Here is a 21,097-nt window from a genome sequence, read left to right as displayed (position 1 = left end):
CAATGTATGTGCCCTTTTTTAGAAAAAATACTTAAAAATGAAGGATTTATTTAATTTATGTTGAAATATACTATATGTCGGCTTTTGGAGGTTTATAATATATGTTAGATAATAGTATTATAATAAAAGGTAATAGAGATGGGTTAAATGCAGTTATAAATATGAATAGCTTTGGGGATTTTGATGACATGTTAGAATCTTTAATTGAAAAGCTATCTAAGGGACGACTCTTCTACAAAGGATGTACTCTTAAAATAACTACAGAATTAAAATATATAAATGAAAGAGAGTTTAGAAGATTAAAGGATGTATTATTTGATGAATTTTTAATAAAAGATTGTATATTTGAGGATTCTGAAGAAAAAGAAAGTAAGCCATTTTCTGGTATATATGAAGGGAAAACTAAATTTATAAGAAGAACTGTTAGAAGTGGACAAGTAATTAGATATCCAGGGAATTTGGTTATTTTAGGAGATGTGAATTCAGGTTCAGAAGTATATTCTGGAGGAAATGTAATAGTTTTAGGTTCTTTAAGAGGATATGTACATGCTGGAGTAGGGGGAAGTAGGAAGGCGGTAGTTGCTGCATATTTTATGCAACCTCAAATACTTCAAATTGGAGATGTAGCCACTAGGGCTCCAGAAGATAATATAAAACCTCAATATCCTGAAATTGCAAAAGTAAAAGGAGATACAATTGTAGTAGAACCTTATCTACCAAATAAGTTTATATGAGGAGGAAATCATATGGGAGAAACTATAGTAATAACTTCAGGCAAAGGTGGAGTTGGAAAAACAACTACTACAGCTAATTTAGGTACTGCATTGGCATCCATGGATAAAAAAGTAGTTGTAATAGATGGTGATACTGGTCTTAGAAATTTAGATGTATTGATGGGATTGGAAAACAGAGTAGTTTTTACTCTTATGGATGTTATAGATGGAAATTGTAAATTGAAACAAGCACTTATAAAGGATAAAAGATTTAATAATCTTTATTTATTACCTACAGCTCAGATAAGAGATAAATCTGATATTAGCCAGGAAAATATGCTAAGTCTAATAACTGAACTAAGAGGTGAATTTGACTATATCTTAATAGATAGTCCAGCGGGAATAGAACAAGGATTTGAAAATGCCATAGTTGGTGCAGATAGAGCAGTAGTTATAGTGAATCCAGAAGTAACATCCGTTAGAGATGCAGATAGGGTTATAGGTAAATTAGAATCAAAAGGTATAGAAGACCATCAGTTAATAATAAATAGAATAAATCCAGAAATGGTGAGAGTAGGAGATATGCTAGCGGTACAAGATATTTTAGATAGTTTAGCTATAAAGCTTATAGGAATTGTACCTGACGATAGGAATATAACTATATCAACTAACAAAGGAGAACCTATAGTATTAAATGATAATGCTAGATCAGGGCAGGCGTTTAAAAATATAGCAAAGAGAATTGTTGGAGAGGAAGTTCCATTTATAGACATGGAAAGTAATGAGAGAGGTTTCTTTAATGCATTAAAGAAATTTTTTCGTGTATAAATAAGGAGGGATTAATATGGGTATCTTTGATATGTTTAGCAAAAAAAATTCCTCTAAAGAATTAGCAAAAGATAGACTTAGACTTATATTAATACATGATAGATGTAGTGTATCACCAGAAATATTAGATGAAATAAGAAAAGATATAATGAACGTTATATCAAAATACTTGGAAATAGATGAACAGGAATTAGATATAAAAATGACCACTGCTGAAGAAATAGAAGGCAATGCTCCTGCACTTGTGGCTAGTATTCCAATAAAATCTATGAAAAAAAGATAAGTGCAATTAACAATTAACAACTAACAATGAATAATGAATAATTTAGGAGGATTTTCTTCCTTGCGTCAGAAAATCTTTAAATAAAAGTTCAGCTTTGCTGAACAAAAGAATTTTATATAATTAAAATTTTTTCGTAATGATAATGGAGAAAAAATATCTATAATTGTTCATTCTTCATTATTAATTGTTCATTAAAAAAAGGCTATGTATAAATTTACATAGCTTTTTTTTTATGGAATTGCTATAATCATAATGTAATGGAGGTAAAATAAATGTTAAAAAAGTTGAAAATAAGTAAAAAAATGTTAAGGGAATTAGATTATAGCATAATAATAATTTGTTTGATAATAGCTTTATTTGGTGCATTAAATATATATAGTGCAACCCATTTAAAATCAGGTATAGCTGTTTTTAAATCTCAATTGATTTGGATTGTATTAGGATTAATTGTAACTTATATTATGATTGCCGTTGATTATTCTTTAATAGAAAATTATGCTGATATAATTTATTGGTTTGGAGTAGTATTATTGTTTTTAAATGACACTATATTTAAATCCACAGTTAATGGAGCTGGTTCTTGGTTAAAAATAGGTTCTGTTACTATAGGACAACCATCTGAGTTGGCTAAAGTAGGACTTATACTAATGATTGCAAAAAAAGTGGATCAAATGGAAGGAAATATAAATAATTTAAAAAATCTATCAATTCTTGCTTTATATGCTGGAATACCAATGATATTAATAGTTATACAGCCGGATATGGGAATGACAATGGTTTGCTTTTTTATAGTTTTAGGAATGTTATTTATGGCAGGACTTGATTTAAAAATAATAGCAGGAGGATTTTCAGCTATAGTTTTAATGATAATAGGTATATGGAATTCACCTCTTATGCAACCCCATTGGAAAGAAAGATTAATATCTTTTGTCAACCCAGAGGCAGATGAATTAGGAATTGGACATCAGGTACTACAATCTAAGATAGGTATAGGTTCTGGTGGGTTTTCAGGAAAAGGATTTTTAAAAGGCACTCAAGTTGCAGGAGGCTTTGTTCCAGAAGCGCATACAGATTTTATATTTGCGGTAGTTGGAGAAGAATGGGGCTTCATAGGAGGAATATTTTTATTAGTTTTATATGGTATGTTAATGTATAAATTTATAAATATAGCTAGAACTTCAAAGGATATATTTGGTACTATGGTATGTGTAGGAGTTACATCTATGTTTTTATTTTCAATACTTCAAAATATGGGTATGGCCATAGGACTAGTACCAGTATCTGGTATAACCCTACCATTTATGAGTTATGGAGGAAGTGCTCTAACTACTGCATTTATGTCTGTGGCATTAGTACTAAACGTTGGTATGAGAAGGAAAAAAATAAATTTTTAGGGGGGATTTATATGAAAATAGCATTAATAGCTCACGATAAGAAAAAAAGTGATATGATAGCCTTTACTCAAAGATATGAAGATGTTTTAAAGATTCATGAATTATATGCAACAGGCACTACAGGAACAAAAATAATGGAAAATACAAGTCTTAAAGTACATAGATTTTTATCTGGTCCTTTAGGAGGAGATCAGCAAATTGGAGCATTGGTTGCAGAAGGAAATATGGATTTTATAATATTTTTAAGGGATCCATTAACATCTCAACCACATGAACCAGATGTAAATGCATTATTAAGATTATCAGATGTTCAATGCATACCTTTAGCTACTAATTTGGGTACAGCAGAAGTATTTATAAAGGCATTAAAAGCTTATGATTTTAAATAATTAATGATAAAAAACTGTTAGCTCTAAAATGGGGTTAACAGTTTTTTATGTGTTTCTTCTAATTATATTCTAACATTATTAATATTTAATATAGAAAGTAAATATATATAATATAGGATTAATTACTGAGGAGGTTATTATATAATGTCAGGATATAATTCTCAATATGAAGAATATTATAAAGGACTTAAAAGTGGAAGAAGTAGAAATTTTAATTTCTATACAAGTTCAATAGATAGAAAGAATAAAAGGAGACCAAAAAGTATTTGGGATAAAATTATAAAACAATTAATTGGAACAGCTATATTATTTTTTATAGTTATACTATGCAAATTAGTAGTAACTCCTGAAACAAAGGCGTTTTATAATTATTCCAAAGAAGTTGTAAATAAAAACTATGATTATAAAAAGATATATAGTAAAATAAATACCATAGAATTTAAAAATGTTGAAGATGAGATTATAAAATATATAGAAAAAATAAAAAAGAAAGCTATAGGAAAACAGACAATAATGGAAAAAACCAAAGAAAATTTTATATTACCAATAAAGGGACCGATAACATCAGATTATGGATACAGAGAAGATCCTATGGATAAAAGGAAAGTATTTCACTATGGAATAGATATAGATGCAAAGGAAAATACAGAAGTATTAAGTTCATATAGTGGTAAAATTAAGGACTTAGGTGAAGATGTAACTTTAGGAAAATATATTTTAATAGATCATGGAGAGGGAATAGAGACAAAATATTGTCATCTTAATAAAATAAATGTAAAGAAGGGAGATAGCATCGAAAAAGGACATGTTATTGCATACAGTGGTAATACAGGAAAATCCACAGCACCTCATTTACATTTTGAATTTATGTATATGGGAGATAGCAAAGATCCTAAGGAATTTATAGATATGAAGTAGGTGAAGAATAAATATTGGTAAAAATAAATAAATACTTTCTACCCTATGTAATAATTTTGTTAATGTTAGGCTTTAAAGAAAAAATTATTTTTTCTTTTATATTGGTTTTTTTACATGAATTAATACACTGTGCAGTGGCAAGAGTTTTAGGTTTCAAGGGATTTAATATAGAGATACTTCCTATTGGAGCAGTATTAAAATTAAAAGATATAGAGGAAGCCTCAGCTAAAGAAGATTTAATAATAGCATTATCTGCTCCTGCTTTTAATGTATTTTTAGGAATATTATTTTATTTTTTATATGGAATGTATGGAAGAGATTTATATTATACTTTTTTTCAGTATAATATGATAATAGGAGGAATTAATTTAATACCAGCTTTCCCACTAGATGGAGGAAGAATAGTTAGAGATGTAATAAGAAGTAAAACAGTGTATAAGGTAGCAAATAAAGCAACAGTATATATAAGTATATTTATAGGAATAATTTTAATGGGAATCTATCTTTTTTTATTTTTTGGAGGGAATAATAATATTAGTCTAGGAATGATTTCTATATTTATAATGATTTCATCATTAAATGAAAAAAATAGAATGGCCTATGTAATTATGAGTGACATCATAAACAAGCAAGATAAATTTGTTAAAAGAGGATATATAGAAAATAATAGTATATCTGTATATTATAAAAAGGATTTGTTAAATGTAATTAGTATAATAGAAAAAAATAAATATAATATATTTTTTGTATTAGATGAAAATATGAATATAGTTGATACATTGTATGAAAGTGATATTTTAGAGGGATTAAAATTGTATGGAAATATAAGCTTAGAAGAACTTTGTTTAGTGAATAACGAATAACTAATTGTTAATTGTTTATTATTCATTATTCATTATTCATTGTAATTGTCCATTGATTTAAATATGTGATAAAATATAGGAATGAAAACCTAGGAGGAGGAAATTTATTTAATGAACTTTAATTTAGATGATATACTTTACAAAGTTGAGAAACCAGGAAGATATATAGGAGAAGAATTTAATTCCTACATAAAAGATAAAGAAAAAGTAGATATAAGATTTGCATTTTGTTTTCCAGATGTATATGAAGTTGGAATGTCTCATTTAGGAATGAAAATACTATACTATACAATGAACAAAAGAGAAGATACCTATTGTGAAAGGGCCTTTGCACCTTGGCCAGATATGGAAAAGGAATTAAGGAATAATAATATTCCACTTTTCACATTGGAAACAAAGGATTCTCTAAGCAAATTTGATTTTGTAGGATTTACTCTACAATATGAAATGAGTTACACTAATATTTTAAACATGTTAAACATGAGCAATATACCTTTAACATATGAAAAGAGAAGAGAAGAGGATCCTTTAATAGTTTGCGGAGGACCTTGTGCATACAATCCTGAACCTTTATATAAAATAGTAGATTTTTTTGTATTAGGTGAAGGTGAAGAAGTAACTAATGAATACTTAGATTTGTATAAAGAGTTTAAAAAACAGGGAAAAAGAAAAAGTGAATATTTAAGAGCTATTTCAAAAATAGAAGGGATATATGTGCCCTCTCTTTACGAGGCTTCATATAATCAGGATGGGACATTAAAAGATTTCAAACCTATTTATGAAGATGTACCTAAAAAAGTAAAAAAGAGAATAATAAAAGATTTAAATCAAGTAGATTACCCAGATAAGCTAACAGTTCCTTATACAGAAATAGTTCATGATAGAATTACTTTAGAAACTTTTAGAGGTTGTACTAGAGGATGTAGATTTTGTCAAGCTGGCATGATATATAGACCAGTAAGGGAAAAAGGAAAAGATAAATTAATAGAATTAGCAGATCAGTTATTAAAATCTACAGGTTATAATGAGATATCCTTAACATCTTTAAGTATTTGCGATTATTCAGATGTAGACAATTTAATAAAAACATTAATAGAAAAGTATATGGACGAAAAGGTAGGAGTATCACTTCCATCCCTTAGAATAGATTCATTTTTTGTAGAATTAATAAATGAAATACAAAAGGTTAGAAAGACAGGACTTACTTTTGCACCAGAAGCAGGAACACAAAAAATGAGAGATGTTATAAATAAGGGTGTAACTGAAGAGGATTTAATAAGAACCGTAAGAAGTGCTTTTGAATCCGGTTGGTCCACTATAAAATTATATTATATGTTAGGATTGCCATATGAAACTGTTGAAGATGTAAAAGGAATTGCACATACTTCTGAAAAAGTAGTTGATGAGTATTATAAAGTTCCAAAAGATAAAAGAAAAAAAGGACTAAGGGTTAATGTAAGTGCATCCATATTTGTACCTAAACCATTTACTCCTTTTCAATGGGTAGCTCAAGATAGAGAAGAAGATGTAAAAGAAAAAATATATGCATTAAAAGATGAATTTAAAAGTAGAGCAATACATTTTACTTATCATGCATCCAAAGTAAGCTTTTTAGAAGCAATATTTGCAAGGGCAGATAGAAGAGTATGTGATGTGCTTATAAGAGCTTTTGAAAAAGGATGTAAGTTTGACGGATGGTCAGAATATTTTAATTATGATGCTTGGATGGAGGCTTTTGAAGAGTGTGGTATAGATCCAGAATTTTATGCTTATAGAAATAGAGAGTATAGTGAATTATTACCTTGGGATTTTATTGATATAGGTGTGAATAAATCTTATTTAATAGAAGAAAATGAAAGAGCTAAGAGAGCAGAAGTAACAAAAGATTGCAGGCAAGGTTGTACTAACTGTGGAGTAAATAAAAACTTAGGAGGTAATTGCTTTGAAGGTTCGATACTTAATAAAATTCACTAAAGGAAGTAGTATAAAGTTTATATCACATTTAGATCTTATGAAAACATTACAAAGAATTATAAAAAGATCAGCCATTCCAATAGAATATTCTAAAGGATTTAATCCTCATATGACTATGTCTATAGCCCAACCGTTATCAGTAGGGATATATTCAGAAGGTGAATATATGGATATTGAATTAACAGAAGATGTGGATACAAATACAATTAAAAATAGATTAAATAAAAGTACCACTAGAAATATAGAGTTTTTAGAAGTAATAAAAATAGAAGACAAAGAAGGGAAAAAAAAGACTCCTAAATCTATGGCAGCTATTGATGCAGCAAGATATAAAATAAAAATGAGATATAATAATACAGAAAGCTTAGAAGAAGAATTAAAAATATTAATAAATTTAAAAAATTGGAATACTATAAAAAAGACTAAAAGGGGAGAAAATGAAGCGGATATAAAACCATTAGTTAAAGAAATAAGTTATACTATAGATGAAAAGAATCTTTATATAGATTGCGTTTTGAGTTGTGGAAGTAGAGAAAACTTATCTGCAGACTTATTTTCACAGTATATTAAAAACAATACTAGTAATTGTGATTTAGATGCTTTTATAGATATAAAGAGGCAAGAACTTTATGGAATTAAAGGAGATAAATATATTCCATTATATGATTTTTTAAAATAAAATATCCTGTATAAGGGGTGTTGAAATTGAATGAAATATTTATAGAACGACAGGATAATATTTTTAGAATAGCTATAAAGAAAAATGATGAGTTAAAAGAATGTTATATAGAAGAAGAAACCTTTGAACCTTTACCTGGTGAGATATATAGAGGAATTGTTAAAAATATAGTTCCAGGAATTAAATGTGCTTTTATCGATATAGGGTATAAGACTAATTGTTATATGTATTTAGATAAAAAGTTTAGAAATTTAAACATAAAAAAAGGTGAAGAATTAATGGTTCAAGTTCTAAAAGAACCATTAGATAAAAAAGGAGCTAAAGTAACTAATGCAGTATCTATACCAGGTAGATATTGTGTTCTAAATGTTTTAGATAATAAATTGAAATTTTCTAAAAAAATAAGTGATGATAATTTTATAGAGTATGTAAAAAATAATATAAATAAACCAGATGATGTAGGGTTGATGATAAGAACTAAAAGTGAAGATGTACCAATAGAAACTCTAAATGATGAAATAAATAATATATATAAAAAATATTTAGAGGTAAAAAATAAAATGACCTACTCACCTAAAATAGGTTTATTAATGAAGGGAAATGGAATATTAGGTAAAATTCTAAGGGACAAATTAGGATATGAAAATACAAAAATATATATTAATAATAGTAATGATTATGAATATATAAAAAATATATTGACAATTTAGAAGATATAAATGTAGAACTAATACTTCATAAAGAGAAAAGAGAATTATTAGATTACTATGGTATAGAAAATGAAATACTAAAATTAAGAAAAAGTAAAGTTTCTTTAAAATGTGGTGGATATATAGTAATTGATAAAACTGAAGCTATGTATGTAATAGACATAAATTCGGGAAAAAATACTAAAAATATATCTATAAAAGATACTGCTTTTATAACAAATAAGCAAGCTGCTATGGAAATTATAAATCAAATAAAGCTTAGGAATTTAAGTGGAATAATATTAATAGATTTTATAGATATGCAAGAAGAGGACAAAAAGAAAGAAATACTAAAAATATTAAGAAATGGCTTTAGTGAAGATAAATCTAAAGTAGTGGTATACCCATTTACAGAGTTAAATCTTGTTCAAATAACAAGAAGAAGAATGGGAAAAGTTTTGTATGAATACATAGATGAACCTTGTAAAATTTGCAATGGTAAAGGAAGAAGAATAAAAATGTCTTATGTAGAATTTCTAATAAAAAATGAAATTCAGAAAGATGATTCTATGAACCATGTATACATAGAATTGAATAAAATATATGAAAAAGAAGTAAAAGAAAATTTAAATGAGTTTATTAAAAAAATTGGAGCAATTGATAAAAATATATATCTTAAATTTTCAAATACAGATGAGGTATTTAAGGTTGAATATTTAGTATTTAAAAGTCAAATAGAAAAATTAAAATCTTATAAAGTGTAGCAAAGTAAAAAAATCTTTACAAAGGGTACCTTATGTGTTAAAATGGCATTTGTAAGCCGCACAGAAAAGGTTAAAAACATAATTTTATGTACCTTAATGGCGAGTCTGGATAGAGGAGGTGTTTTTAGTGTACGCAGTTGTAGTTACAGGAGGAAAGCAATATAAAGTTGCAGAAGGCGATGTAATATTTGTTGAAAAACTAGATGGAGAAGTTGATTCAACTATAGAACTTGAAAATGTACTTGCAGTAAATAAAGACAATGGTGAGTTTGTAGTTGGAAAACCTGTAGTTGAAGGAGCTAAAGTAACTGCTAAAGTTTTAAAGCAGGGAAAAGCTAAAAAGGTTGTTGTATTTAAATACAAACCTAAGAAACATTACAGAAAGAAACAAGGACACAGACAACCATATACAAAACTTCAAATAGAAAAGATTAATGCATAATTATGATTATAGCAATCTTTAAAAAAAAATGTGGTAATATAATTTCTTTTAACATTAAAGGACACGCAAATTCAGTAGAAGAAGGCTATGATTTAGTTTGTTGTGCTGTATCAGCAATATCAATAACTATAGCTAATGGAATAACTGAAATTGCAAAAGTAAACTCTTCTATTCATATGGAGGATGGTTTTTTAAATTTAGATTTGGAAAATAATAGTTTAGAACATATAAAAAAGTGCCAAATGTTAATGGAAACTATGGTTCTTGGTTTGAAAAGCATAGAGAGAAATTACAGTGAATATATAAACGTCAAAATAGAGGAGGTGGAGTAATATGTTACTAATGAACCTTCAGTTATTTGCTACAAAAAAAGGAGTAGGTAGCTCAAAGAACGGAAGAGATAGTGAAGCTAAAAGACTAGGTGTTAAATGTGCAGATGGTCAATTTGTTTTAGCAGGAAATATATTGGTAAGACAAAGAGGAACTAAAATTCATCCAGGTCAAAACGTAGGTAGAGGTGGAGATGACACTTTATTTGCTAAAGCAGATGGAGTAGTAAGATACGAAAGAGTTGGAAAGAATAAAAAGAGAGCTTCAGTTTATCCTATAGATGTAGAGGAAGTAATTGCAGCAGAATAAAATAAAAAAAGCACCCTTTTTAAGGGTGCTTTTTTAAAATTAAATCTTAAAAGGGTGAAGTAAATGAAAGATATGGGGTTATTTATAGACAGCCTAAGAAATCAAAGACATGATTTTATGAATGATATCCAAGTTTTATATGGATATATGCAAATTAATAAATATGAAGAGGCATTAAGGTATTTAAAGAAAATTAGCAAAGAAAATGAAAATATAAGTAATATATATAATCTAGGAGATAAATTTTTAGGATATATTTTAGAAAACAATATAAAAACTATGAATAAATATGGTATATTATTAGATATAGAATTAGAGATATCGTCCTTTAATGACATTTATTTTGAAAAAGATTTTTATAAAAAAAGACATTTAGTAAATAATATATTTAATGAATTAAAAAAGAATTCAGAGAAAATATATGTATATTTGTTTGAAGATGAATTAGGAAAAAGTTTATTAATATCTAATAATGAAGAAGTTAAAGATGAATTGGATTGGATAGAAGAGTGGAATAATATCCAAGTAGATATTGAAAAATTCTATATTTATAGGTATAAAGATAACGGTGAGATAGGCTATAGAATAATTTTTGAGAAAAAGTGAAAAAGAGGTGAAGAAAAGTTGTTTATAGATAAGGCTAAGATATATGTAAAATCAGGCGATGGTGGAAATGGAGCAGTATCTTTTAGAAGAGAAAAATATGTACCTTTAGGAGGACCCGATGGAGGGGATGGTGGTAAAGGTGGAGATATTGTTTTAGTATCAGATCCAGATATGACTACACTTTTAGATTTTTCTTATAAAAGAAAATACAAAGCTGAGCCTGGAGAGAATGGTTCAAAATCAAGGAGTTATGGAAAAGATGCAGAAGATCTTTATATAAAAGTTCCCATGGGAACCGTTGTAAAAGAAGCTTCTACCGGAAAGATAATGGCTGATTTAGCAAAAGAAGGAGATAAATTAATAGTAGTAAAAGGTGGAAAAGGTGGAAGAGGTAATGCAAGATTTGCTACTTCTACAAGGCAGTCACCTAATTTTGCGGAACCAGGTATGCCAGGAGAAGAAAGAGAAATAATTTTAGAATTAAAGCTTTTAGCAGATGTAGGGTTAGTTGGTTTCCCAAATGTAGGAAAGTCTACAATACTTTCTACAGTTTCAAATGCAAAACCCAAGATTGCAAATTATCATTTTACTACTCTAAAACCTAATTTAGGAGTAGTAGCTATTAAGGGATTGGAACCTTTTGTTATAGCAGATATTCCAGGGATAATTGAAGGAGCTTCAGAAGGAGTAGGCTTAGGACTAGATTTCTTAAGACATATTGAGAGAACTAGAGTACTTATTCATGTAGTAGATATATCCGGAATAGAAGGAAGAGATCCCTATAATGATTTTCTAAAAATAAATGAAGAACTTAAAAATTACAGTGTTAAATTATGGGATAGACCTCAAATTGTTGCAGCTAATAAAAGTGATTTAGATGGAGAAAATAAAAAGTTTGAGGAATTTAAAGAAAAGATACAAAAACTAGGTGATTATAAAATATTTAAAATATCTGCAGCTACTGGAGAAGGAATAAAAGAATTAATGGCAGAAGTCTCAAGAACTTTATCCACAATACCTGTACAGCAAATGGAAATAAAAAGAGAAGACTTATTTATACCAGAAGAAAAAAGATTCACTTATGAAATTACTAGAGATGATGACGGAACTTTTGTGGTAGAAGGAAGTTTTGTAGATAGACTATTAGGAAGTGTAAATGTAAATGAACCGGATGGATTAAGATATTTCTATGTAGTATTGAAAAATAAAGGGGTTATAGATGAACTCATCAAAAAAGGTATAAAAGATGGTGATATGGTAAGATTGAATGACTTTGAATTTGAATTTGTAATATAATAAAAATTAAATAGGAGGAGAATATGCTAACGAGTAAACAAAGAAGCTACTTAAGATCTTTAGCTCATAATATGGATCCAATATTTCAAATAGGAAAACTAGGAATAGAAGAAAATTTTTTAAAACAAGTGGATTCAGCATTAGAAGCAAGGGAACTTATTAAGATAAAAGTATTAAATAATAGTGAATTTACAGCTAGAGAAGCTTGTGAATTATTATGTGATGAATTAAGATGTGAGGGAGTTCAAGTTATAGGAAATAAACTTGTTCTGTATAGAAAATCTCAAAAAAAGGCTAAAAAATTAGAATTACCTTAAAAGGAGTATTGAGTACTATATGAATAGAAAAGCTATATTTGGAGGAACCTTTGATCCAATTCATAATGGTCACCTCCATATAGCCTATAAGGCTTTAGATAGATTAAAGTTAGATAAGATAATATTTGTACCTTCTGGAAATCCACCTCATAAACATAAAGAGTTTATAACAGATAAAAATATTAGATATGATATGGTTAAATATGCTATAGAGCAAGAGGAAAAATTTGAGATAAGTGATTATGAGGTAAAAAAGAAGGGAAAGAGTTATACATATGAAACTATAGAATACTTTAACAAATACTGTCCTAATACAGAATTATATTTTATTGCAGGGGCAGATTGTTTAATGGATATACATAATTGGAAGAATGTTCGTAGCATAATGGAGAAAGCTAAACTAGTTATTTTTAATAGATCTGGGTATTCAGTAAAGTCCATCCTATTTAAAAAAAGTCGGGTTGAAGAAAGATTTAAAAAAAATATAATATTTTTAGATATACCTCTTTTAGATATATCTTCTACAGAAATTAGAGAAAAAATAAAAAATAAACAAGAAGTTGCAAATTTATTACCTAAAAAAACATATTTTATAATAAATAAATATAAACTTTATAGATAAAGCAGGGGGAATAGGTGTGTGGAGTGAAGAGAAAATAGAAGATTATTTAAATAAAAATTTAAAAGAACATAGATTTTTACATAGTTTGAGAGTAAGAGATACAGCTATAAAAATGGCTAAGTTTTACAATGTAGATATCGAAAAAACTAAAATAGCAGCCTTAGTTCACGATTGTGCAAAAAATAAAAAAAATGAAGAACTAATAAATATAGTAAAAAAATATGGGTATGATATAAATAATGAATGTGAAAAAAATATACAATTACTACATGGGTTAGCAGGCGCATTAATAGCTAAAAATTTAATGGGAATTGAAGATAAAGAAATATTAAATGCTGTGCGTTATCATACTACAGGTAGAGAAAATATGAGTATGTTGGAAAAAATAATATATCTATCTGATTATATAGAACCTGGTAGGAAGTATGATGGAGTTGAAAAAATAAGGGATTTATCATTTCATAATATAGATGAAGCATTGATAAATTCTTTTAATATAACCATAAAATATGTAATTGAAAAAGATGAAATTTTACATTTAGATACTATAAAGGGAAGAAACTTTTTATTAAAAAACAGTAGGTGATTTAATTTGAAAAAGATTAAAAAAAGAAGGAAAAAGAATAAGGGCAAAGGCATATTTCTTATACTTCTTCTACTAATTGCTACAATGGCTAGCTTTTTTTATTTTTATCTTTTAAGTTTTAGTGAAGGTAAGGCAGGCAAAACACCTCCAGTAGCTAGCAAAAGTGGAGAACCTATTAATATATTAATTATGGGTGTAGATATTGGTGGTATAGAAAGTGTAAATGAACCTAAGAGAACAGATACCATAATTTTAATGAATTATAATCCTAAAAATAAAAAAATTAATATAGTTTCTATTCCGAGGGATACAAGAGTTGTTATACATAATAATTGGCAAAAAATAAATAATGCTCATGCTATTGGTGGGGTTAATGGTTTAATAGATTCTGTAGAAAACCTTTTAAAGGTCAATATAAACTATTATGCAAAATTAAACTTTGAAGGTTTTAGAAAATTGATAGACAGTGTTGGTGGAATAGATATGGAAATAGCTCAAAATATGTATTATGATGATGCATCTCAAAATTTACATATAAACTTTAAAAAGGGAGAAATAGCTCATTTAGATGGTAAGAAGGCTGAAGAATTTTTTAGATGGAGAAAAAATAATGATGGTACAGGACTTGCGGAGGGAGATTTAGGAAGAATAAAAAATCAACATTTATTTATTGAAAAATTTATTGAGAAAATAAAAAGTCCTTCTGTTATAGCTAGATTACCTGTTATGTTATCTACTTTACCTAAATATGTGGAAACTAATATGGAACCAAATGATATGGTTAAATATGCATATAACTTTTTAAAAGTTGAAAAATCGGATATTCAAATAAGAACCTTAAAAGGGGAAGCAAAATACATAGGAAAGATATCATACTTCATATATGATGAAAATGCAAGCAAAGACATTGTAAATGTATTTAGAGGAGAAACTAATGAAGACTCATATGATACCAATAAAGATGATACAAAAGTTGAAATATTAAATGGAACAAATATAAATGGATTAGCAGCTACTATAGGAAATAAAATGAAGGAAAAAGGATTTTTTAATGTATCTGTAGGTAATACTAAAAAATCTAAAGAGTCAAAAATAATATATAATGGATTAGATAAAAAGACTTTAAAAAGTATTTCAAAGGACTTAAAGATAAATAATATTGAGAATTCTAGTTTGGCGGATAATGGAAAGTTTATAAAGATAATTATAGGAGAAGACTTTAAAAAATAGTTTCATAAGGAGTGACTAGTTATAAGTAAGCTACAATATAATTATGACAAAGAAGAACAGTGTAATATAAAAGAATATTTAAAGTATACTTTAAATATTTCAGGAAGATTTATAAGAAAGTCTGCAAGAGATGGAAGAATAAAGGTAAATGGAAATAGTATTAATTTGAGATATAAATTAAACAAGGGAGATAAAATAGAGATAGATCTTCATAAGGATGAAACTCAAAATATAGAACCAGAAAAAATGGAGTTGGATATAGTTTATGAAGATGAAGATATTTTAGTAGTAAATAAAAAACCAGGTGTGGTAGTTCATCCTACTAAAAGTCATCCTAAAGGAACTTTATCCAATGGAATATTGTATTATTTCCAAGAAAAAGGTGAAATTTGTATAGTGAGGCTAGTTAGTAGATTAGATCGTGATACATCTGGTCTTATAATAATTGCTAAGAATCAATTTTCACATATGGCATTGGCTAGAGATATGAATAAAGATAGTTTTAAAAAATTTTATTTAGCTGTTATTCATGGAATTTTAAAAGAAAAAGAAGGTACCATAGATTTGCCTATATATAGGCCAGATGATTCAAGTTTAAAGAGAGTGGTAGATCCTAAAGGACAAAGAAGTATCACCCACTATAAAGTAATAGAGGAATTTAAAGATGCTTCGTTAATAGAACTTTTACTTGAAACAGGTAGAACACATCAAATAAGAGTTCATGTAGGACATTTAGGTCATCCTATTATAGGTGATAGTTTGTATGGTGAAGAAAAGGATAAAATGCATATAGAGAGACAGGCGCTACATGCTTATAAATTAGTTTTTCCACATCCAAGAACAGGTAAGTTACTAGAATTATCCTGTGATATTCCACATGATATTAAAGAGCTAATAGAAGTTTTAAATGAAAGTTAAAAATATTATTTTAAATAAAAGGAAATGTATGTTAGATTTTAAAATTTAATATACATTTCCTTTTATTAATTTAATAAAAATATTTACGATATTGTTTTTTCTTTTTTAATTTTTTTTTGATTTTAATTATAAATATCATGAGAATTAAAAATGAAACTATAAAAATAGTAAACAAAATTAATTTATTACCCGAGTTTATCCCAAAAGAAGAAACTTGATGATCACAATCGCTAGAAAGATTTAATGTACCAAGATTATTATTATCTAAGAGAATTTCAGCATTTAAAATAACATCTCCTTTATGAAAATCAACTGAATTTAAATTTTTATTTCCTAAATTTAAAGTGGCCTTTGAATTATTATTTTTTTCTTTTACATAATAAAAATCATTACAAGCAATTAAGTTTAAATTTAAATCTTCTTTACTATATTTTGTTACGATATCACCCCTAGAGTACATTTTCACCAATTCAAAGTTATTAAATCCATAGTTTAATAGATTTACAGAATCTTCAAAAAACGTTTTCTTGCTATCATGTAATAAAACTGCTATAAGTTTAAAATTATTTCTATTTGCACTTACTACATAGGAATGTTGTGATTGAGTAGTATAGCCAGTTTTACCTCCATTACAACCTTGGAAATAGTACTGAGAATTTTGTTGAACTAACTTATTTTTATTCCACAAAGGTCTTTCTTCTTTACTTTTATTAGTGGGCTTTATTTTATATGTAATGGTATTAGAAATTTTTCTATAATCTTCATATTTAGAAACTTCTCTCATGATTAAAGCTAGATCTTGAGCAGTAGTTCTGTGCTTGTCATGGTAAAGTCCACTGGGATTAACAAAGTTCGTGTTAGTACAACCAAGTTCCTTAGCTCTTTTATTCATTAATTTAGCAAAGTCTTCTATAGAACCACTAATGTGTTCAGCTAAAGCTTCAGCAGTATCATTAGCTGATTCTAAAAGCAGAGCATATAGTAGATCTTTTACCTTTAGCTTTTCTCCTTCAAAAATAAATATTTTACTTCCATCAGCTAAAGGAGGTTTTTTACCAACTACTACTTCATCATCTAAATTACAATTTTCTAAAGTAAGTAGAGCTGTCATTATTTTTGTTGTAGAAGCAGGAGGGTATGGGCTATTAATATTTTTTCCATATAATATTTTACCGGTTTGTGCATCCATTAAGATAGCGCCATCAGCAGATACAGAAGGTGGCTTTAAGGTTTTAGCATTAATTGTAGTACAGTTAATAAAAATAAAATTAAGGAAAAATATAAAAAATACTAGTGTGTTTTTTTTCATTATTATCCTCCTTATTACCATTAAAAATAATTATATCAAAAAAATAATTATAATGCGATAATTATTTATATATTTGTCAATAATATGGAATAACATAGTTTTCTAAGGAGGTAATATATTATTGAAAAATTCTAGAAAAATTGTAGGATCTATAATTTTTTTATCTATATTAGCTATATTTTTATTTACAGGTTATTTTATAAAGGATAAAAGAGATGATGTAGCAATAAATGACGTTTTTGAAGAAGAAGTTACAGATGAAAAAAGTAGTAAAGAAACTATAACAGTATATGTAAATGGAGAAGTTAAAAAACCTGGAGTTTATAACTTGAAAGAAGATAGTAGAACAGAAGATTTAATAAAAATATCAGGTGGTTTTACTGAAAAAGCAAATAGAGAAAGATTAAATCTTGCTAAAAGGTTAAAAGACGAGGATTATATATATGTAGATAAATTAGATACAATGGAAGACGGAACTGTATTAAAAGGTAAAGATAAAGATTCTAAAATAAATTTAAATAAAGCAAGTAAAGAAGAATTAAAATCTATCCCTGGTATTGGGGATGTTACAGCAGAAAAAATTATAAACTATAGAGAAGAAAATAACGGATTTAATTCTATAGAAGATATAAAAAATATAGATAGAATAGGAGAAAAAACTTTTGAAAAAATAAAAGATAAATTAGATATAAGATAAGAAGAGCATTGATTATTGACATAAATTAATAAATAATATATAATTATACAATAAATGGGAGAGGTCAGTGAACAATATTTATTAAAAATCAAAGGAACTTGATGTATATATAGTAAATTAACGATAAAATGAAGTAATTTAAGACTTTTTATATATTACAAACCTTTACAAATAATGAAAATTAAAATAGTATTATATTAGGTGAGTGTCGTATAAATTTAAATATACGCTTTTTTAGCGCGTTATGTTATTTTATTATCATATTTATAGTATAGGGGGATAGCTTTATGGTTAAATTATGCCAAGGGAAAGGTGTAATGCTTTATAATGAATTTTCGCAAAATAAAGACTATATAGAAAAGGCACTAAAAATGGACTTTGCTGAGGAGCTTATATGCATAAAAAATATCTCTATAATTCCTATGAATAAAGATATATATGAAAAATATAAAACTAACAAATTAAAATTGTTAGTTCTTGTTGCTGCCATAAGTTTTAAAAAGGAGGGTATAAAAGATTTTGACTTAGAAAATATATTAGGAAGGATAAATGTATTACTAAAGTATTACGATATAAATTATCCAGAAAAAGGTAAGAATAAAGTTTATTTTAAGCCTAATATATCTAGAATAACTGATGTGGTCAAAATTAAAGAACTTGAATCTATATGCCTATAAAATATTAAAAAATTAAATGTATTGAAACTCTTCTATATTCACGATAATTAAATTGCTTAATAAGTTATGTTAATTAAAAAATGATGATATAATATAACTATTAGGCAAATGTAGTTTAGTAAATATGGAGGGGTTAATTTGTTTGATTTAGATACATGCTTAGGATTTATAACAAATAATGTTGCAAAAGAGATAGCAGAATGCTTTAATGACAGATTAAATTTAGTAGGAATAACTAGAGTTCAATGGATAGCTCTTTATTATTTAGGAGAAGGAGAGACCATTAGTCAGTGTGAACTTGCAGAGAAAATGGGCATAAAGGCATCTTCAGTAGCTAGGTTAATAGATAGAATGGAAAGAGAAGAATATGTTTTAAGAAAAAGAAGCCAAGAAGATAAACGAAGAGTGGATCTATATATTACTGACAAAGGGAAAAAACTTAGAGAAAAGCTTCTACCTGAGGGAGAGAAAATGAGTAAATTAGTATCTAAAGGTATCAGTGATGAAGAAATAGAAATATTTAAAAAAGTTCTAAAAAAAATGAGTATAAATTTAATAGAAGAGACAAATAAATAATTAGGAGATAAAAAATCCAAGATATCTTGAATTTTTAAAAAACCATTGCTATACTAATAGTTAGTATGGCAATGGTTTTTTAAAAATAAATACACATGAAAAGGAGAGTTTATATGATAAAAGAAATAAAATTAGAAAAATTATCCTCAGGTAGTAAAGAAGGAAAAGTAGGTAAAGTACATAAAAGTATAGGAGATAATATAAAAGCGGGAGAAACTCTAATAGAAATAGAGGGCAAAAAAGGTAATATACCTTTAAAAGCAAAAGAAGAAGGAAAAATAAATAGCATAGAAATAGAAGAGGGAGCTATTGTAAAAATAGGCGATACTCTATTAAAGATAGAAACAGAAGAAATAAGTGTGAAAGAAAGTGCTATAGACAAAGATAATAATGTTAATAAATCTGAATTAGAATGCGATATAGCTATATTAGGGGCGGGACCTGGAGGATATGTTGCAGCTATTCAAGCAGCTAAACTTGGTGCCAAAGTTGTACTTATAGAAAAAGATAAAGTTGGAGGAACTTGTTTAAATAGAGGATGTATACCAACTAAAGCTTTTGTTAGATCCTCAGAAGTATATAGTAATATAAAAAATTCAGAAGAATATGGAATAAGTTTACAAAATCCTTCTATAGATATTAAAAAGGTAGTATCAAGAAAAGACAATATTGTAGATAAACTTGTAGGAGGAATTCATTATTTAATAGAAAAGCACAATATAAAGCTTATTTCAGGAGATGGTAAATTAGTAGATAAAAATACCATAGAGACAAAAGACTCTCTAGTAAAAGCTAAAAATATAGTAATTGCATCTGGTTCTAAACCAAGTATATTACCTATAAAAGGATGTGATTTAAAACAAGTTATAACTAGTGAAGAGGCATTAGATTTAAAAGAGCTACCGAAAAAAATTGCTATAATAGGTGGCGGCGTTATAGGTATGGAATTTGCTTTTATATATGCTAATATAGGAGTAGAAGTATCTGTTGTGGAATATTTTGACAATATTTTGTCAATGCTTGATGAAGATGTTATTAAAGAAATAACAGAGATAGGAAAGGAAAAAGGAATAAGATTTTATACTAGCTCAAAGGTAGAGGAAATTTTGGAAGATGAAAATGAAGGATGTATAGTTAAATTTACAAATAAAAATGAAGAAAAGTTTATATTCTGTGATAAGGTATTAATGTCTGTAGGAAGACAGCCGTATATGGAAAATATGGGTATAGAAGAACTGGGAATAGAATTAAACCAAAATAAAAGAGGAATTAAAGTAAATGAAAAAATGGAAACAAATATACCAAATGTATATGCTATAGGAGAATGTATACTATTTTCCCTAAAATATATATATTAAAAAATGAAAAAATAAATGCAACTATTATAAAATACAAAGATAAAAGTATAATGTATTGTGATTATGATATAGAAAATGGAAAGTATGTACTGGAGATAAAAGATAATTTTAATATAGATAAAGTTATTCAAAATTATAATCAATATATTCCTGTCTATATAAAAGAAAATAAGTTAAAATCTATTAACTATTATAAAGAATACTTTCAACAAAATATAAATAATTATGATAGTTATGATATAATTTGTATGAAAAGTAATGATTATAAGGAATACAGAATTGTATTTGGAAAGATATTTAAAATAAGATAAAATCAGAATAGGTGATTTA

At 27.1% G+C, this 21,097-nt stretch carries 25 protein-coding genes, 1 pseudogene and 1 other annotated feature; of the genes and pseudogenes, 25 read left to right on the top strand and 1 reads right to left on the bottom strand.

Features of this window, described 5'->3' with window-relative positions; genetic code table 11:
• Positions 1-101 precede the first annotated feature (101 nt).
• The 20 genes and pseudogenes from minC to CKV72_RS08770 all read left to right on the top strand — a co-directional run bounded on the left by minC (position 102) and on the right by CKV72_RS08770 (position 16,150).
• Complete coding sequence (gene minC / locus CKV72_RS08865; protein WP_089863831.1) at positions 102-734, top strand: septum site-determining protein MinC; 633 nt, start codon at positions 102-104, stop codon at positions 732-734.
• Positions 735-746: 12 nt separating this feature from the next.
• Positions 747-1,541, top strand: coding sequence for a septum site-determining protein MinD (minD, locus tag CKV72_RS08860; RefSeq protein WP_089863833.1), 795 nt, complete (start codon positions 747-749; stop codon positions 1,539-1,541).
• A gap of 16 nt (positions 1,542-1,557) precedes the next feature.
• Positions 1,558-1,824 (top strand): cell division topological specificity factor MinE, encoded by a 267-nt coding sequence (gene minE / locus CKV72_RS08855; RefSeq protein ID WP_095178081.1) that lies wholly within the window; start codon positions 1,558-1,560, stop codon positions 1,822-1,824.
• Between the two features lie 272 nt (positions 1,825-2,096).
• Complete coding sequence (gene rodA, locus CKV72_RS08850; RefSeq protein WP_089863836.1) at positions 2,097-3,218, top strand: rod shape-determining protein RodA; 1,122 nt, start codon at positions 2,097-2,099, stop codon at positions 3,216-3,218.
• An 11-nt stretch (positions 3,219-3,229) separates the two neighbouring features.
• Entirely contained in the window at positions 3,230-3,607 is a 378-nt protein-coding gene (mgsA, locus tag CKV72_RS08845; protein WP_171303171.1) for a methylglyoxal synthase, read from the top strand.
• Between the two features lie 144 nt (positions 3,608-3,751).
• Positions 3,752-4,525 carry a M23 family metallopeptidase gene (locus tag CKV72_RS08840; RefSeq protein ID WP_089863838.1) on the top strand — a complete coding sequence of 258 codons (774 nt, stop codon included), beginning with the start codon at positions 3,752-3,754 and terminating at the stop codon, positions 4,523-4,525.
• A 14-nt stretch (positions 4,526-4,539) separates the two neighbouring features.
• Complete coding sequence (locus CKV72_RS08835) at positions 4,540-5,388, top strand: M50 family metallopeptidase (RefSeq protein WP_095178080.1); 849 nt, start codon at positions 4,540-4,542, stop codon at positions 5,386-5,388.
• 111 nt (positions 5,389-5,499) lie between these two features.
• On the top strand, positions 5,500-7,362 hold the full coding sequence (locus CKV72_RS08830; RefSeq protein WP_095178079.1) for a TIGR03960 family B12-binding radical SAM protein: 1,863 nt from the start codon (positions 5,500-5,502) through the stop codon (positions 7,360-7,362).
• Entirely contained in the window at positions 7,331-8,041 is a 711-nt protein-coding gene (locus CKV72_RS08825; RefSeq protein WP_095178078.1) for a TIGR03936 family radical SAM-associated protein, read from the top strand. The genes CKV72_RS08830 and CKV72_RS08825 overlap by 32 nt, the downstream gene beginning before the upstream one ends.
• Positions 8,042-8,067: 26 nt before the next feature.
• Positions 8,068-9,494 (top strand): annotated as a pseudogene (locus CKV72_RS08820) (Rne/Rng family ribonuclease).
• Positions 9,495-9,537: 43 nt separating this feature from the next.
• Positions 9,538-9,611 (top strand) — a sequence feature (ribosomal protein L21 leader region).
• Positions 9,612-9,621: 10 nt separating this feature from the next.
• Positions 9,622-9,936 (top strand): 50S ribosomal protein L21, encoded by a 315-nt coding sequence (gene rplU / locus CKV72_RS08815; RefSeq protein WP_089863847.1) that lies wholly within the window; start codon positions 9,622-9,624, stop codon positions 9,934-9,936.
• A 2-nt stretch (positions 9,937-9,938) separates the two neighbouring features.
• A complete protein-coding gene (locus CKV72_RS08810; protein ID WP_089863849.1) occupies positions 9,939-10,268 on the top strand; it encodes a ribosomal-processing cysteine protease Prp in 330 nt (109 codons plus the stop codon).
• A gap of 1 nt (position 10,269) precedes the next feature.
• On the top strand, positions 10,270-10,575 hold the full coding sequence (gene rpmA / locus CKV72_RS08805) for a 50S ribosomal protein L27 (RefSeq protein ID WP_095178077.1): 306 nt from the start codon (positions 10,270-10,272) through the stop codon (positions 10,573-10,575).
• A gap of 63 nt (positions 10,576-10,638) precedes the next feature.
• Positions 10,639-11,181 (top strand): Spo0B domain-containing protein, encoded by a 543-nt coding sequence (locus CKV72_RS08800; protein WP_095178076.1) that lies wholly within the window; start codon positions 10,639-10,641, stop codon positions 11,179-11,181.
• Positions 11,182-11,199: 18 nt separating this feature from the next.
• On the top strand, positions 11,200-12,477 hold the full coding sequence (obgE, locus tag CKV72_RS08795) for a GTPase ObgE (RefSeq protein WP_095178075.1): 1,278 nt from the start codon (positions 11,200-11,202) through the stop codon (positions 12,475-12,477).
• Between the two features lie 23 nt (positions 12,478-12,500).
• Entirely contained in the window at positions 12,501-12,794 is a 294-nt protein-coding gene (gene yhbY / locus CKV72_RS08790; RefSeq protein ID WP_089863855.1) for a ribosome assembly RNA-binding protein YhbY, read from the top strand.
• 19 nt (positions 12,795-12,813) lie between these two features.
• The gene (gene nadD / locus CKV72_RS08785) at positions 12,814-13,416 is read left to right on the top strand and encodes a nicotinate-nucleotide adenylyltransferase (RefSeq protein ID WP_095178074.1); all 603 of its coding nucleotides are present in this window, start codon (positions 12,814-12,816) and stop codon (positions 13,414-13,416) included.
• 16 nt (positions 13,417-13,432) lie between these two features.
• On the top strand, positions 13,433-14,002 hold the full coding sequence (yqeK, locus tag CKV72_RS08780; protein WP_089863859.1) for a bis(5'-nucleosyl)-tetraphosphatase (symmetrical) YqeK: 570 nt from the start codon (positions 13,433-13,435) through the stop codon (positions 14,000-14,002).
• Between the two features lie 6 nt (positions 14,003-14,008).
• A complete protein-coding gene (locus CKV72_RS08775; protein ID WP_089863861.1) occupies positions 14,009-15,232 on the top strand; it encodes an LCP family protein in 1,224 nt (407 codons plus the stop codon).
• A gap of 21 nt (positions 15,233-15,253) precedes the next feature.
• Entirely contained in the window at positions 15,254-16,150 is an 897-nt protein-coding gene (locus CKV72_RS08770) for an RluA family pseudouridine synthase (RefSeq protein ID WP_095178073.1), read from the top strand.
• A gap of 70 nt (positions 16,151-16,220) precedes the next feature.
• On the opposite strand, the gene CKV72_RS08765 is transcribed toward CKV72_RS08770, so the two are convergent.
• The gene (locus CKV72_RS08765) at positions 16,221-17,459 is read right to left on the bottom strand and encodes a D-alanyl-D-alanine carboxypeptidase family protein (RefSeq protein WP_242955722.1); all 1,239 of its coding nucleotides are present in this window, start codon (positions 17,457-17,459) and stop codon (positions 16,221-16,223) included.
• 121 nt (positions 17,460-17,580) lie between these two features.
• Here CKV72_RS08765 and CKV72_RS08760 point away from each other — a divergent pair, with 121 nt between their 5' ends.
• From CKV72_RS08760 to CKV72_RS08740, 5 genes are all read left to right on the top strand, one after another.
• Entirely contained in the window at positions 17,581-18,156 is a 576-nt protein-coding gene (locus tag CKV72_RS08760; protein WP_089863867.1) for a helix-hairpin-helix domain-containing protein, read from the top strand.
• Between the two features lie 287 nt (positions 18,157-18,443).
• On the top strand, positions 18,444-18,833 hold the full coding sequence (locus tag CKV72_RS08755; RefSeq protein WP_095178071.1) for a hypothetical protein: 390 nt from the start codon (positions 18,444-18,446) through the stop codon (positions 18,831-18,833).
• Positions 18,834-18,971: 138 nt separating this feature from the next.
• Entirely contained in the window at positions 18,972-19,409 is a 438-nt protein-coding gene (locus tag CKV72_RS08750; protein WP_095178070.1) for a MarR family winged helix-turn-helix transcriptional regulator, read from the top strand.
• A 113-nt stretch (positions 19,410-19,522) separates the two neighbouring features.
• Positions 19,523-20,767: an FAD-dependent oxidoreductase gene (locus CKV72_RS08745; RefSeq protein ID WP_157726564.1), complete on the top strand. Its 1,245-nt coding sequence runs from the start codon at positions 19,523-19,525 to the stop codon at positions 20,765-20,767.
• Positions 20,734-21,078 carry a hypothetical protein gene (locus CKV72_RS08740; protein ID WP_095178068.1) on the top strand — a complete coding sequence of 115 codons (345 nt, stop codon included), beginning with the start codon at positions 20,734-20,736 and terminating at the stop codon, positions 21,076-21,078. The genes CKV72_RS08745 and CKV72_RS08740 overlap by 34 nt, the downstream gene beginning before the upstream one ends.
• The last annotated feature ends 19 nt before the right edge of the window (positions 21,079-21,097 follow it).

Source organism: Clostridium cochlearium (genome assembly GCF_900187165.1).
In the GTDB taxonomy this organism is placed as follows: Bacteria; Bacillota; Clostridia; order Clostridiales; family Clostridiaceae; genus Clostridium_G; species Clostridium_G cochlearium.
This window is presented reverse-complemented; position numbering and strand designations above follow the sequence as displayed.